The following is a 14,715-nucleotide window of genomic DNA, read 5'->3' as shown; positions in this document are numbered from 1 at the left end:
TACAGACCACCCCTGCGGAAGGTCCGTCAAGCATTAATTCCACTTTACGCCCCTAATTGCGAAATAGGCATTCCTGAATGAATAAATGCCCGAATTCGAAGTTGCTACCCCATTTGTGGTGCAGGGCATTTTTCGGCGGCGCTCCGCCCTGTCGGACGCATCTGGCCGCGCGACCTATCATGAATCCCATGACGCATAACGAACTCGAATGGTCAGAAGATATCCTCGGCCATGACTTCCAGGCCGCCTCACTCGAACTCGGCACCGACCCTGACGGCGAAGGCAATGTCTGCGCGACGCTCGTGCGCTATTGCCCCAGCGGCGATGCCCATGATGATCGGCCCGCCTTACTGTGGGTCCACGGGATGACGGACTATTTCTTCCACGACCACGTGGCGCGGTACTTTTATGAGCTCGGCTATGCCTTCTACGCCCTCGACCTGCGCAAGTGCGGACGCTCTCGACGAGACGGACAGACCTGGCACTACATCAGCGACTTGCAGTACTACGACGCTGATCTCAACGCGGCTCTCGATGCCCTCCCCAACCAACGTGCCATCATCATGGGCCACTCCACCGCTGGCACCATCACTGCGCTCTGGCTCGATCGCCTTCGCCGCCATGATCGCGAGCGATTCGCACGCATCGCTGGTGTCGTGTTCAACAGCCCCTGGCTTGCCATGATGGGAATACCGAATAGTGCCTTTGAGGCACTCAAGCACGTTATCTATGCCGGCGCTGCCATCGCCCCACGACTCGAAATACCCGCCGGTGCCCTCACAACCTATGGGGAGTCAGTCTATTCCGGGGAACAGGGTGACTGGGACTTCGATCTTCGCCTGAAGCCGTTGGGCGGGCACCCCAAGTTCCTGGGTTGGGTTGCGGCAGTCTTCCGCGGCTTCGACGCAATCCACTCCGGCCGCGTCAACATTGGGCTTCCGCTGCTCACTATGACCTCTGGGCGCTCCGAGCTCAACCGGCCATACAGCGAGTCTTCCAATACCGCCGATGTTGTGGTCGACGTACGCCAAAGCCAGCGCTGGGCCAAGGAGCTCAGTGCTCGCTACACGCTCCACGTTGTCAACAATGGGCGCCACGATCTTTTCCTCTCGCGCCCCGAGCCGCTACAAGACGCTCTCTCCACCACGGCGGAATGGTTGAGGACAGTAGCACCACTTGAGACGGATTAACTTCCCGCGCCTCGCGCTCCCTTAAAGCCTGCACGGTTTGCGGCTAGTCAACCTTTAGAATGATCGGCATGACTTCCGCACAGCACTTTGATCTCGTCATCATCGGCACCGGCTCGGGAAATTCAATCCCCTCTCCCGAGTTTGACGATAAATCCATCGCCATCATTGAGAAGGGAACTTTCGGCGGCACGTGCCTCAACGTAGGCTGCATCCCCACGAAGATGTACGTCTACGCCGCCGACGTTGCGCTTGCCGCGCGCGAGGCCACGCGCCTTGGGCTCAGCGCCCACGTGGATGCGGTGGATTGGGAGGGCATCGTCAAGCGCGTGTTCCACAACCGTATTGATCAGATCGCCCGAGGCGGCGAAGAGTACCGCCGCGGCGAGGAAACGCCTAATATTACAGTCTTCGATCAGCACGCCCGATTCATCGGGCCAAAGACCCTGCAGGCGGGTGAGGACATCATCACCGGTGACAATATTGTCATTGCTACCGGCTCACGTCCCGTGCTACCCGAGCCTTATGCCAGCGCCACTGCCCCGGTTCACACCAACGAAGACATCATGCGGCTTGAGAAGCAGCCGCGCAGCCTCATAGTGGTCGGTGGCGGTTATATCGCCATGGAGTTTGCTCACGTCTTCGACGGCCTGGGGACCGACGTCACCGTGGTCAACCGCTCGGAGAAATTCCTCCGTTTCCTCGATGAGGACCTAAGCTCCCGCTTCAACGACATCGCACGCAAGCGCTTCGACGTCCGCATCGGCACCGCCACAGCGCTCGATGAAACCGAGGATGGAGTACGCCTTACCTTGGATAGCGGGGACGCCGTGGAGGCAGAAGCCATCCTCGTTGCCACGGGACGCCAGCCCAACGGCGACCAGATGGATCTTTCCGCCAGCGGCATCGAGATGCACGAGGACGGACGCATTAAGGTCGACGAGTTCGGCCGCACAACGTGTGAAGGCGTATGGGCGCTCGGGGATGTTTCATCTCCATACATGCTCAAGCATGTGGCCAATGCGGAGCAACGAGCAGTGCAGCATAATCTGCTGCACCCGGATGATCTCCAGCCCATGCCCCACGAACACGTTCCCGCCGCCGTCTTTACGCACCCACAGATTGCGACGGTCGGCCTCACTGAGACGCAAGCCCGCGAGGAGGGCTACGACGTCACAGTAAAGGTGCAAAACTTTGGCGACGTTGCCTATGGCTGGGCCATGGAAGACTCAACGGGCATCTGCAAGCTCGTGGCCGACCGGGCGACCGGCAAGCTCCTCGGCGCCCACATCATGGGCCCACAGGCCTCCACCCTTATACAGCAACTGATCACCGCGATGAGCTACGACCTCGACATGCGCAATTTCGCCCGCTCTCAATATTGGATCCATCCGGCACTGCCAGAAGTAGTGGAAAACGCAGTTTTGGGACTAGAGTAGCTGGAGTGAAAGTTACATCGAAATGAGTGACGTTTTTCACATTGGCGTTGAACTAGTTTCACCATTCCCGCTGAACACCACTACAAGCACGTTTTAACGCCAGCAACATCTACCAGAAACCTTTACGAAACTCACCCATTTCGGGGGTAATAACAGGCAGGCGATAAAAGAACGCTCAAACTGACGTGCATTTTGCCTGACCGTTGGCTAGGTTAATTACGGACACCGGAACGAGCCGATACTCTCTACCGGCTCAGTGTGTTTTGGGGATACCAAACTAATCCCTATCCCTGTAAATCAAGACCTCCCAACCAGAGGCCTTGCACGTACGACACTAAGGACTTTTGATATGCGTATCCGCAATGCAGCCCTCGCCGGCGCTACTGCTCTCGCTGTTGCCTTCGGCGGCTCCACCGTCGCTTTCGCTGAGACCACTGAGCAGGGCGATAACACCGTCACCGTTGAGGACCAGAGCCAGTCTAATCAGAGCCAGTCTAATACCGCTCCGGGCGGCAAAGCCGACACCACCCCTGAGGATTACACGCCTTCCCTGTCCTCCAAGATTGGCAGCAAGGTTGAGGGCGACCAGGCAGCCGACGGCACTGCCATCTTCGGTTCCTCCAAGGACTTCTCCGGCCAGCCGGAGTGGGCAAAGATCCTCTACGGTCTAACCGTTGTTGCTGGCCTCGGCACTCTGCTCGGCACCATCATCGGCCCCGTACACAACTTCCTCGTACACGGCCCGTCCTTCTAAGCAACAGCCACACGGCTTCACCAAAACTTCCGAAAGGTAATTTTCACAATGCGTAACTTCCGCACTGCAGCCGTTGCAGCTGCTACCGCTGTCACCGTAGCTTTCGGCGGCACCGTCGTTGCCTCCGCAGAGACCGCGAACACCAACGAGGGCACCACCTCCTCGACCGAGAACACCAACGAGGGCTCCTCCAACGAGGGCTCCTCCAGCTCCTTTACCCAGCTGGGTAAGAAGTGGGGCGCATGGGAAGAGGGCGAGGACGGCAAGCCTGTCGTTAAACCTGAGCACAAGGTCACCGGCGAGGATATGTGGGGCACCGAGACCGACCCGAACATGCCGGAGTGGGCTTCCAAGTGGAAGAAGGGTGCTATCGCCCTGGGCGTCTCCTCCGTCATCGGCGCTATCATCGGTGCCTACAACTACGCTGTGTACAACAACATCATCCCGCAGCACGTGCTGGATCCGATTTTCCGCCGCTAATTAAGTTGCGGGTACGCTGACTTAGTTCAGCGCACTTTTCTAGCGCCCATCCTCTTGTCGTGAGGATGGGCGCTTTTGCATGCTTGGGCCCAATGCTGAGTAGCTGGGACGCTTTAAGCGGGATATGCGGGCATATTAATGATAGGAATTCCGTGAATCCCTCCAATGTTTACGCTAGAATCGCTCAAGTGACTTGGGGCACCCTATAGTTACTGCAGTTCCTACGATGTTTAAAAGGATTCACACTATGCGCATTCGCAAGGCCACCATTGCCGGTGCTACCGCTCTCGCTGTTACATTCGGCGGCGCCACCGTTGCTTCCGCTGCAGAGGGCAGCAGCAACGACTCCGCAACCAACTCTTCCGCAACCGCTGGTGAGCAGCAGGGCAACCAGAAGGCGGGCGGCTCCTCCGAGCTGGGCAAGGCACTCGACGCCGACAAGGAAGCCAACGCCCAGAACATCTTCGGCCAGAAGTCTTCTATCTCCGGTGAGCCGAAGTGGGCACAGGCCCTCGCTGGCATCGGCATCGTCGCCACCATCATCACCATCGCCGGTGGTCTGGTTGGCCCGGCACTGAACTACCTCAAGTACGGCATGTAGTTCTCCCCTTCCCCTTCTAACCCACTTTCTGAAAGGCTTTACTCAAGATGCGTAAATTCCGCACCGCCGCCGTTGCTGCTGCAACCGCCGCTACCATCGCCTTCGCTGGCACCACCGTTGCTTCCGCCGCTGAGGCTGTTGAGGGCTCCGGCCTGACCGAGCAGCAGGTTCAGGAGGAGCTCCAGAAGGACGCTACCTCCTCCGAAATGTCCTCCGCGCTCTCCTCTGAGGGCGAGGGCTCCCTCTCCTCCAAGCTGGGTGGCGTGACCGACGGCAACATCACCGGCAACGGCGCCGACGCTTTCGGCTCCACCAAGAACGAGTCCCAGGTTCCGCAGTGGCTGGACCTCTGGCGTGGTGGCACCATCGCTATGGTCGCCGCTGCCGCTGTCTCCACCGCAGTCGCCGGCTACAACTACGCCGTGTTCTCCGGCATGATTCCGGACTACGTTGGCCAGGCTTTGAAGAACGTCTCCTTCTAGTTAGCGCTCTTTACTGGCACCACAAAGCCCTCCACCCCACCGTGTAGTGCACGGGAGGTGGAGGGCTTTGTTTCATCTTGGCTAGGTTTAAGCGCTCGGCGCTTAAACGCTGGCGCTTAAACGCTAGGCCTCGTCCGGCAAAGTGAGGATCTCGTTGCCGTCATCGGTAATGACGATGGTGTGCTCGAACTGGGCAGTGAACTTGCCATCGGTGTTCTGGACGGTCCAGCCGTTATCCCAGATCTCATAATCCAGGGAGCCCAGGTTGATCATCGGCTCGATGGTCAAGGTCATCCCGGGCTCGAGGATGTCGCGGTAGGTCATGGAATCATAGTGCAGCACGACCAGCCCGTTGTGGAAGGTGGGGCCCACGCCGTGACCGGTAAAGTCAGTGACCACGTTGTAGCCAAAGCGGTGAGCGTAGGACTCAATCACGCGTCCAATAACGTTAATCTCACGGCCGGGCTTCGCGGCCTTAATGCCACGCATCATCGCTTCTTTGGTGCGCTCAACCAGCAGCTTGTGTTCCTCGGTGACGTTGCCGGCAAGGAACGTAGCGTTCGTATCGCCATGGACACCGTTCTTAAAGGCAGTGACGTCGATATTGACAATGTCTCCATCCTCAATCACCGTCGTGTCCGGAATGCCGTGGCAGACAATCTCATTGAGGGAGACACAGCAGGACTTCGTGAACCCCAGGTAGCCCAAAGTCGACGGGTAAGCACCGTGGTCACACATGTACTCGTGCGCCACGCGGTCGATCTCATCCGTGGTCACGCCAGGCGCCACTGCTTTTCCGGCCTCCTGGAGAGCATTGGCGGCGATTCGGGAGGCCTCACGCATGGCCTCAATAACCTCTGGGGTCTGCACGAATGGCTCGCCCTGGGCTTCCTGGACCGAGTCCTTCCACACGTACTCCGGGCGCTCAATGTCCTTCGGTACCTTGCGGATTGGAGTATCTTTTTCTTGCTTCAGCATCGCGCGCTTAGTCATAACTACTCATGGTAGCCCTCTTCCCCAGCGCCCGACAAAGGACACCACAGGCGCGCTGACTACGACGCGCTACTGCTCTTGTGCGGGGGCCACCTCGCCGTGGCCTTCCGCGCGGAGGGCGTCGAGGCGCTGCAGGAAATTGTCCGTGATGTTGACCGAAATCGTCGAGCCACCGCCCAGAACAACCAGAGTTGCGAAAGCGATATCGTCGTCGCGGTAGCCGGTGAACCAGGCATGCGAGCCACCATTGATCTCCGCTTCACCGGTCTTGCCGTAGACGGTGCCCTGCGCCTGCATCCCTGATGCCGTACCGCTTGCCACCACCTGGCGCATCATGTCCCGCACCTGAGTCAATGTTTCCTCGCTGGGCGCGGGGACCTTTTCGGACACCTTGGTCTCACGTGACTCAATAAGCGTCGGCGTCGGGGTCTTGCCCGCCGCGACCGTCGAGGAGACAAGCGCCATGCCGAAGGGAGAGACAAGGTCGAGGCCCTGTCCATAACCAGATTCCGTGCGCTCGAGGGGTGTCTCGCCCTCGGGGACGGAGCCGGTGAGCGTCGATAAGCCCGGCACCTCATAGTCAATTCCCAGACCATATTGTTTGCCCACATCACGTAGCTCACCCTTCGGCAGATCCGTTGAGATCTGCGCAAAAGTGGTGTTGCAGGATTGTGCAAAGGCTTGACGCAGCGGCACCGAGCCAAGGGAGAACCCGTTGTAGTTGGTGACGGTGCGCCCATACAGCTCCATGGTGCCGGGGCACGGAACGATAGAGTCTGGAGACAGGCCTTGCTTGTCGACGCCCGCCGAGGCCGTAATGATCTTAAACACCGAACCCGGTGGGAACTGACCTTGGAGGGCGATATCGCCCTTCTTATCTGCCTCCGGGGTTTGGGCCACGGCTAGAATCTCGCCGGTCGAAGGGCGCATGGCCACGAGCATGGCCTCGTATTCAGCACGCTGATTGACGGCTTCTTGCGCGGCACGCTGGACGTCATAGTCCAGCGATACCTTGATGGACGGAGCTGCCTCGGGTTCGTGATGCTCGACGTCGGAAAGCGCGGCTCCGTGTTCGTTGACGACAGAAACGGACCATCCATTTGTTCCGTCGACCTCCTCGGAGACCATGGAGCGCACGCGGGCGAGGATGTCCGGGGCCAAGCCAGTATCGCGCGTGATAAGCGCGGGTTCCTCGTTGAAGCGGATCCCTTTCTGGTTCTCCAGAACCGGGCGCAGCCGCGCTGCCTGAGCCTCATTGAGCATGGTGACTGAGTAGGAACCATCGACCTCCTCGAGATTCTTGGCTAGCTCACCAGAGTCAATCTCCGGGATGGAATCATCCTCTTGATGAGCTTGGCTCAGCGCGCCGGATACTTTCGCGGCGACGGGGCGTGGGTCGTCTACGGCGTCGGTATCGACAACGAGGCGGTATTGCAAGCCCGGAGACATGAGTTCCACTCCATCGGAGGAGACCACGCCGGCGCGTTTCGGCGCAATTGAGCGCAATTCGAGGTGTTGGTGCGCGCCGAGATCGGGATGGATAATGCTGGGCTGCCAGCGCACCGTCCAGTCTTTCTCCTTGCGCGTTAAGGCCATCGAGGTGTCATAGCGCAGGGAACGATTGCGAGGCAGGGTCCACGTCACCGAATAGTGCGCGGTGGCTTGGGCCTCTTGTTGATCAACCCCGGTCAATTCGACGTCGAGCCCCTCCGCTTGCAGGCCCGCGAAGGTTGCGTCAAGCGTGTTCGTAGCTGTGCTGCCATCATCGACAAGCTGCGCCAAGTCCTCATTATTGCGGGTTTCCATGTCTTCCAGGAATTGCTCAGCGACTGGACGTGCGGACACCGGCTTGGGGGTGCATCCCACCAATGACGACGCCGCGATACCTGCCGCACCGAGCAGCGCCACGAACCTCTTCATGCTTGGGCAGCGTAGCAGCCTGGGGCGGCTAGACGGCCGCCCCACACCGCAGGTGGGTTACTTGGTAACGCGGACCTCAGCCTTGGCGCCCTCCACAGCTTCCAAACCTTGTTCTTCAGCTAAGCGCATTGCCTCTTCGATGAGCGTTTCCACGATCTTGGACTCGGGAACGGTCTTGATGACCTCACCCTTGACAAAGATCTGGCCCTTGCCGTTACCGGAGGCCACGCCGAGGTCGGCATCGCGGGCCTCGCCCGGACCGTTGACCACGCAGCCCATGACAGCCACGCGCAGCGGGAACTCCATGCCGTCGAGGCCTTCGGTGACCTCGTTGGCGAGCTTGTAGACGTCCACCTGTGCGCGACCACAGGACGGGCAGGAAACAATCTCGAGCTTGCGCGGGCGCAGGTTGAGGGACTGCAGGATCTGGTCACCGACCTTGATCTCCTCGACCGGATCCGCCGACAAGGACACGCGGATGGTGTCACCGATGCCCTCGGCGAGCAGGGCGCCGAAAGCCACGGAAGACTTGATGGTGCCCTGGAATGCCGGGCCGGCCTCGGTGACGCCGAGGTGCAGCGGGTAGTCGCACTGAGCGGCGAGCTGGCGGTAGGCCTCCACCATGACGACGGGGTCGTTGTGCTTGACGGAAATGGCGATATCGCCGTAGCCGTGCTCCTCGAAGAGGCCGGCCTCCCACAACGCAGACTCGACGAGAGCCTCCGGGGTGGCCTTGCCGTACTTCTCCATGATGCGCTTATCCAGGGAGCCCGCGTTGACGCCGATGCGAATCGGGATACCGGCATCGCCGGCGGCCTTCGCCACCTCTTTAACGCGGCCATCAAATTCCTTGATGTTGCCCGGGTTGACGCGCACCGCAGCGCAGCCGGCATCGATGGCGGCAAAGATGTACTTGGGTTGGAAGTGGATATCTGCGATCACCGGGATCGGGGACTTCTGCGCAATCGCCGGCAAAGCCTCCGCATCAACCGTCTTCGGGCAGGCAACGCGAACGATGTCGCAGCCGCTCGCGGTCAGCTGTGCAATCTGCTGAAGGGTGGCGTTGACGTCGTGCGTCTTCGTCGTGGTCATCGACTGCACTGAAATCGGGTGTTCAGAGCCCACGCCCACCTGGCCAACCATGAGCTGACGCGTCTTGCGGCGCGGCGCCAGGGTGGGAGGCGGGCCGTCGGGGATTCCAAGACCAATAGGGGTCGACATGTGTGCTCCTTGCTAATTGGGTTTTAACGCCCCTACTCTAGCACCGCGCACCGCAGGTGGATCACTAGCCAAACAGCCGGATTGGGTTAACCACGTCCGCAATCATGATGAGAGCACCCACCGCCATGAGGAGGAAAGCCAGCACATAGGTCACCGGCATGAGCTTGGTGTAATCCGCGGGCCCCTTCGGGTCCTTGCCCATGAGGCGGCGCAGGGCGTCGCGGATTTTCTCATAAATAATGACGGCGATATGGCCGCCATCGAACGGCGGGAGTGGGATGAGGTTAAACAGCGCGAGGAAGAAGTTGAGGGTGGCCAGCATCATGAAGAAGGATGACCACAGGCTCCGCTCGACCAACTCGCCGCCCACCCGGGAGGCTCCCACCACAGACATTGGTCCGTTAACATCGCGCTCCTGCCCAAAGATGGAGGCCACCACGCCCGGGATCTTGGCTGGGAATTGCGCGATTCCTTGGACCGTGGCGTTGAGCGCATAGCCCGAGTAGCGGGCGGTCGCCGGGAAGGCGTCGACGAAGGAGTAGGTCTCCCTGATATCGATAATCTGGTTGCTCATACCGATGGCACCGACCTTCACCAATTGCCCCTCGGCATTGAGCCGAGTCACTGTAGCAAGTGTGATGTCGAAGTCACGCGGCTCGCCATCGCGTTCGACTTTGAGGGTGACAGTGTCACCGGGGTAGCTCATGACGGTATCGCGAAGCTGCGCAAAGGAGTCCATGGTCTCGCCGTTCAGCGCGAGAATGATGTCCCCAGGTTCCACGCCCGCCTCACCAGCAGGGCCTACACCCTGGCACGGTTCGAGTTCGCCATCGGCCTTCTGATTCGCCGCGCAGGACACCTCGCCAACGCGCGGGCGCACATCCGCGTCTGGGTTGGGCAAACCCGTCGTCATGGCGATGATCAGCAGGATAATAAATCCTAAAAGCAGGTTGACGGTGATGCCGCCGGCCAGCACGATGATGCGCTGCCACGCCGGTTTGGTGTACATGGCATAGGGCTTTTCCTCTTCCGTGAGGAACTCATCCTGCGCCGTCATGCCTGCGATATCGCAGAAACCACCCACCGGGAAGGCAGCGAGGCCATACTCGGTGTGTCCACGCGTAAAGGACGCAACGCGCGGACCGAAGCCGATGAAATAGCGGCGCACACGCATGCCGAAGGCACGAGCGCTAAACATGTGACCGGCCTCGTGCAGGGCAACGGTGATGCCGATCCCCAAGGCGAAGAGAACTATGCCGAGGACATTTGCCATAGATCGTAGGGCTTTCTAACGAGCGAGCGAATCCACCATCGCGTTGGCGCGACGGCGGGCCTCGCCTTCCACGGCGAGGACATCATCGACGCTAGAGGGTACACCAGCGAACTGCGCGGCCTGATCCACGACGTGGCTGACAACGTCAACAATTTCCGGGAAGTGAATGCGCCCCGCCAAGAAGGCCGCGGCCGCCTCCTCGTTGGCGGCGTTGTACACGGCAGCGTGGGTACCTCCGGCGGCGGCAACCTCGCGCGCCAAGCGAACGGCCGGGAAGGCCTCATCATCCAGCGGCTCAAAGCGCCAATCATGCGCGGTGGAAAAATCCAATGCCGGCTGGGCACCCGGCACGCGGCGCGGCCAATCCAATGCGAGGGAGATCGGCAGCTTCATCGACGGTGGCGAGCACTGCGCGATGGTGCAGCCGTCAGTGAACGTTGCCATCGAGTGGACGATGGACTGGGGGTGGACGGTGACCTCGATGCGCTCTGGGGAGACGTCGAAAAGCAGCGTGGCCTCAATGAGCTCCAAGCCCTTGTTGACCAGCGTGGCGGAATTCAGGGTGTTCATCTGCCCCATCGACCACGTTGGGTGCTGCGCAGCCTGCTGCGGGGTGACATCCCACATCTCCTCGCGGGTCCAGCCTCGGAAGGGACCACCGGAGGCGGTGAGGACGAGGCGATCAAGCTCCACATCACTGCCCGCTCGCAAGCATTGCGCCATGGCGGAATGCTCGGAATCCACCGGAATGATCTGACCCTCCCCCGCCAGGCGGGTCACGATGGAGCCACCGGCGACGAGGGACTCCTTATTCGCTAGCGCTAGAAGCTCGCCTTTTTCCAAAGTCGCGACCGTGGAGGCTAGGCCCATTGAACCGACGAGCGCGTTGAGGACCTTATCCGCATCGATGGCCCGGACCAGCTGCTCTGCGGAATCTGGGCCGGAGAGCACGGTGCCGCCGAGGGCCTCGGAGACGGTGCGTGCCGCATCGGGCTTGGCGACGGCCACGTGGTCAAACGAAAGGTTGAGGGCACGAGCCTGCTCGATGATGAGCTGCGGGTTGGAGCCGCCGGCGGCAATGCCTACGACTGTGAACTTATCCGGGTTATCCGCGATAACGTCCAGAGCCTGGGTGCCGATCGAGCCAGTAGAGCCGAGAATAAGAATGCGTTGGGTACTCACCCTCTCAACCCTAGCCGGTCACCCCTAGTCGGAGTCCCGTGCGCTCCGATAACGATAGGCGGGGGTGTTTAATCGCGGTTATCGGTGGGATCATTTAAACTACTACACAGAATAACTGGCATTTTCGTGCGCTCGCCTCACGCAACTAGTTCTAACCAGGGCGAGCCGCATGTACACGCAAAGGAGAGCAAGTGTCTTCCCACAAGCCGGCATCGCAGGTTTTCGACGGCGTATCCACCGATGACGTCCCGTCCGCAGGTTTCGGTTGGTCCCGCATCAGCCGCTCGGGCGTACAGATCGCCGGTTGGACGTCCGTCGTGTTCCTGCTTGCGTATAACTTTGGTAACCATAAGGGCCACGTAGAGACGGTCTGGCTTATCGCCCTGGCAGTCCTCATCGCCCTCGGCTTGGTCATTTACGCTCTGCAGCCGAAGCTCTCCCAGGTACGCACCTTGACCGCCCGCAACAAGCCGGTGGGCCACGAGGAGCCGGACTGGGCATACGAGCAGAAGACCGTTGGCAACGTCTACGCTTCCCTGACCGATGACGAGCTGCGTGCCCTCAACATTGAGCCCTCCCGCGTCGCTCACCTCCGCGGCGTGTCCGACGGCCGCCACGCTGCCAAGCCGGTGGCTAACTAAAGCTTCTTCGCTGTAAACAAAAGCTCCCTTCCCGCAGTTCATGAATGAACTGCACATGGAAGGGAGCTTTTGTACTATCTGCTCAACCCCTAGCTCACGTAACGGTTTACCGTGGCGTAAATCTCCGGGGTTCGCTCCTGCGCCCTCTTTCCGGCGAAGCGCCAGACAGCGGCGTAGACAAGTGACGGAACCAGCAGAGAAACTATCACAGCGGCATACAGCAGCCAGCCGCCGCGCTCATAGCTGAGGGCAGAAACTACGATGCCGGGAAGCGCGGGCACCCACACCAGCATCATGCCGACGAACGCCGTGAAGAAAGCGCCAGCGGAATAGCCGGATTTGTCATTCCACCGGTTCTGTCCCGGGGCTGACAAGGGATAAGGGTTGAGCACGGTCAGTCCCAAGCCCACCGCCGCCGTGGAAATGAACACGCCTAGAGCCACAGCTGTGCACAACATGCCCAAGGTGAAGTTGTCGCTAAAGACAAGAACCACTACAGCAAGCAGCACAAACCCGATCAAGGGAATAGTGACGTGTGCGAGGTGGCGCGCATGAAGGATGGTACGCGGAGCAACCGGCGCCACCATGTGGACCCAATTCGACGGCCCATCGAAGCCATAATCATTAGCCAAGAGCGAAGAGAGCACGATCGCGCTGAAGCACAGCATGAAATATGCGGTGAAATCATCGCCCTTCCACAACTGATATAGGGTCAGCACGCCAAACAAAGGCATCGTGTAGAGCATGCCGGTTTGCCGCTTATCGCGGGTGAGATAACGCAGTGCGCGAGAGTATTCCATCGCCGCCGGGCTGGAATAAGACCAAGCGCCCAACTCCAACTTGGACACACCCTTGCCCGTCACTTCGCTGGCTGCGTCACCGCCTGTTCCGGGGTTGCGCATGAGGCCGCCTATCTGACGGGACCATGCCCATACCAGCAGGACAAGGCTGCCCACCGCGATCAGTAGTTGGGATAGGGCGGTGATGAGGTGGCCGTCGGCAAGCGCGAGCGCCCACCCCACCCCGGCACCCAACGGGGTCCAGGCCATGATGGTGCCCACCGAATCGAGCGGAGGCAAGGACTCGAGGACGCTCTGTGCCTGCAGCATGCCAAAGACCAGCAGGCCCATAACCACCATCGCCGCAATTTGGGTGCGCGACTTTTGGGAATCCGCGATAGCGGAAGCCACTTGGCCAAGACATTCGCCAACGATGATGGTCGTCGCGCACGACAGCACCATGCCCACGACGAAGGGCACCGCAGCCCACCCGGTTCCTGTCAGGATGAGGAAAATGCTGCCGATGATCGCATACACCAGGGAAAAGACGACCGACATGATGGCGCGGGTGGTCAGCAGACCGGAGAAGAACAAGCCCGGAAGGACCTCACGGGGAGTCAGAGGAAGGGCTCCCAGAGTTGTCGGGCTCAATTGATTCTCCCCCGCCGGCATAAAGAGAGCGAGGAGTATGTAAATGAGCATGCCGCCCGCCACGCCGACGGTCAGTGCTTGGTAGCCGTGTCCGGGCGTGGTGATATCTGCATACACCATGGCTGCGATGGAAAAGAGGCCGATTGCTCCGTAGATCAGCATCATGAGCCCCATCATGAGCGTCGCCGGATTGGAAGAAACGCTTCGCCACCACAGAGTGCGATGAAGGCTGAACAGAGTGGATGTCATTCAGCCTCACCTGCCGCTGGCGAGCGCAGCCACCCAAACTTCGAGGCATCCAGGTCCCGCCCGCCGACGGCCGCGATAAACAGGTCGCTCAAGCTTTGGCCTTGACGGACATCGTCGACGTGGCCCGCGGTGATGACTTGGCCGCCGTTGATGATGGCGACGTGGTCGCACAGCCCCTCGACGAGCTCCATGACGTGCGAGGACAAAATAACCGTGCCGCCGCGGGAGGCATAGGCGCGCAGCATCTGCTGGATGAGGCGCCCGGAGACCGGATCCACGGCTTCCAGAGGCTCGTCAAGGATAAGCACCTCCGGGTTGTGCAGGACGGCCCCGGCCAGGAGAATCTTTTTGGTCATGCCGGCGGAATAGTCCGCGATGCGTTTATCGGCGGCCTCGGAGAGGGAGAGGGCATCGAGAAGCTCCTGCGCACGGCGCAGCGACTCGGAGCGCTCCAACTTGTGAAGGGCGCCGAGGTAGTGAAGGTATTCAGCGCCAGTGAGACGGTCAAAGACCGGCGCCCCATCCATGAGCAGCCCCATGGCCTGTTTGGCGGGGATGGGCTCCTCCCACACGTTGTGGCCGGCGATGAAGCTGTGGCCGGCATCAGGGCGCTGGAGGCCACACGCCATGGTCAGCATCGTGGTTTTGCCCGCGCCATTGGGACCCACAATTCCGTAGATGGAACCGCGCGGTACATCCAGGTTGAGGCTGTTGACGGCAATCTGAGAACCAAAAGACTTGCGCAGATCGCGCACCGCTAAAGCTTGGGTGCGTGGATCTGCCGCTAAGTCCTCGCGATAAGGATGAGTCATAAGCATTAACGGTATCAAGAACCATTAATGCTTTCTCCTCCGGCGAAACTA

General features: G+C 60.3%; 14 protein-coding genes. 7 read left to right on the top strand and 7 right to left on the bottom strand.

Annotated features, from left to right (window positions below; genetic code table 11):
* The first annotated feature begins 188 nt into the window (after positions 1-188).
* The 6 genes from HMPREF2912_RS04125 to HMPREF2912_RS13175 all read left to right on the top strand — a co-directional run bounded on the left by HMPREF2912_RS04125 (position 189) and on the right by HMPREF2912_RS13175 (position 4,943).
* Complete coding sequence (locus HMPREF2912_RS04125; RefSeq protein WP_180952023.1) at positions 189-1,190, top strand: alpha/beta hydrolase; 1,002 nt, start codon at positions 189-191, stop codon at positions 1,188-1,190.
* A 59-nt stretch (positions 1,191-1,249) separates the two neighbouring features.
* On the top strand, positions 1,250-2,626 hold the full coding sequence (gene mtr, locus HMPREF2912_RS04120; RefSeq protein WP_070683347.1) for a mycothione reductase: 1,377 nt from the start codon (positions 1,250-1,252) through the stop codon (positions 2,624-2,626).
* A gap of 349 nt (positions 2,627-2,975) precedes the next feature.
* Positions 2,976-3,380 (top strand): hypothetical protein, encoded by a 405-nt coding sequence (locus tag HMPREF2912_RS04115; RefSeq protein WP_070596908.1) that lies wholly within the window; start codon positions 2,976-2,978, stop codon positions 3,378-3,380.
* A 48-nt stretch (positions 3,381-3,428) separates the two neighbouring features.
* Positions 3,429-3,860 (top strand): hypothetical protein, encoded by a 432-nt coding sequence (locus HMPREF2912_RS04110; RefSeq protein ID WP_070683345.1) that lies wholly within the window; start codon positions 3,429-3,431, stop codon positions 3,858-3,860.
* Between the two features lie 247 nt (positions 3,861-4,107).
* Complete coding sequence (locus HMPREF2912_RS04105) at positions 4,108-4,461, top strand: hypothetical protein (protein ID WP_070596906.1); 354 nt, start codon at positions 4,108-4,110, stop codon at positions 4,459-4,461.
* 47 nt (positions 4,462-4,508) lie between these two features.
* Positions 4,509-4,943: a hypothetical protein gene (locus tag HMPREF2912_RS13175; protein WP_230310860.1), complete on the top strand. Its 435-nt coding sequence runs from the start codon at positions 4,509-4,511 to the stop codon at positions 4,941-4,943.
* Positions 4,944-5,066: 123 nt separating this feature from the next.
* Here HMPREF2912_RS13175 and map read toward each other — a convergent pair whose 3' ends face one another.
* From map to dxr, 5 genes are all read right to left on the bottom strand, one after another.
* The gene (gene map, locus HMPREF2912_RS04095; RefSeq protein WP_070533153.1) at positions 5,067-5,936 is read right to left on the bottom strand and encodes a type I methionyl aminopeptidase; all 870 of its coding nucleotides are present in this window, start codon (positions 5,934-5,936) and stop codon (positions 5,067-5,069) included.
* Positions 5,937-6,005: 69 nt separating this feature from the next.
* A complete protein-coding gene (locus tag HMPREF2912_RS04090; RefSeq protein ID WP_070683343.1) occupies positions 6,006-7,856 on the bottom strand; it encodes a penicillin-binding transpeptidase domain-containing protein in 1,851 nt (616 codons plus the stop codon).
* Between the two features lie 57 nt (positions 7,857-7,913).
* Positions 7,914-9,077: a flavodoxin-dependent (E)-4-hydroxy-3-methylbut-2-enyl-diphosphate synthase gene (gene ispG, locus HMPREF2912_RS04085; RefSeq protein WP_070565576.1), complete on the bottom strand. Its 1,164-nt coding sequence runs from the start codon at positions 9,075-9,077 to the stop codon at positions 7,914-7,916.
* 64 nt (positions 9,078-9,141) lie between these two features.
* Positions 9,142-10,350 carry a M50 family metallopeptidase gene (locus HMPREF2912_RS04080; protein WP_070565574.1) on the bottom strand — a complete coding sequence of 403 codons (1,209 nt, stop codon included), beginning with the start codon at positions 10,348-10,350 and terminating at the stop codon, positions 9,142-9,144.
* 15 nt (positions 10,351-10,365) lie between these two features.
* Positions 10,366-11,532, bottom strand: a complete 1,167-nt coding sequence (dxr, locus tag HMPREF2912_RS04075; protein ID WP_070683341.1) for a 1-deoxy-D-xylulose-5-phosphate reductoisomerase — start codon at positions 11,530-11,532, stop codon at positions 10,366-10,368.
* Positions 11,533-11,723: 191 nt separating this feature from the next.
* Between dxr and HMPREF2912_RS04070 the strand changes: the two genes are divergently transcribed.
* Complete coding sequence (locus HMPREF2912_RS04070; RefSeq protein ID WP_070683339.1) at positions 11,724-12,173, top strand: DUF2631 domain-containing protein; 450 nt, start codon at positions 11,724-11,726, stop codon at positions 12,171-12,173.
* A gap of 89 nt (positions 12,174-12,262) precedes the next feature.
* Here HMPREF2912_RS04070 and HMPREF2912_RS04065 read toward each other — a convergent pair whose 3' ends face one another.
* Positions 12,263-13,852, bottom strand: a complete 1,590-nt coding sequence (locus HMPREF2912_RS04065; RefSeq protein WP_246816458.1) for an ABC transporter permease — start codon at positions 13,850-13,852, stop codon at positions 12,263-12,265.
* Positions 13,849-14,670, bottom strand: a complete 822-nt coding sequence (locus HMPREF2912_RS04060; protein WP_070683337.1) for an ABC transporter ATP-binding protein — start codon at positions 14,668-14,670, stop codon at positions 13,849-13,851. Before HMPREF2912_RS04060 ends, HMPREF2912_RS04065 begins: the two co-directional genes overlap by 4 nt.
* Positions 14,671-14,715: the final 45 nt, after the last annotated feature.

Origin of the sequence: Corynebacterium sp. HMSC056E09, assembly GCF_001813425.1 — a bacterium.
Taxonomy (GTDB): domain Bacteria; phylum Actinomycetota; class Actinomycetes; order Mycobacteriales; family Mycobacteriaceae; genus Corynebacterium; species Corynebacterium hesseae.
This window is presented reverse-complemented; position numbering and strand designations above follow the sequence as displayed.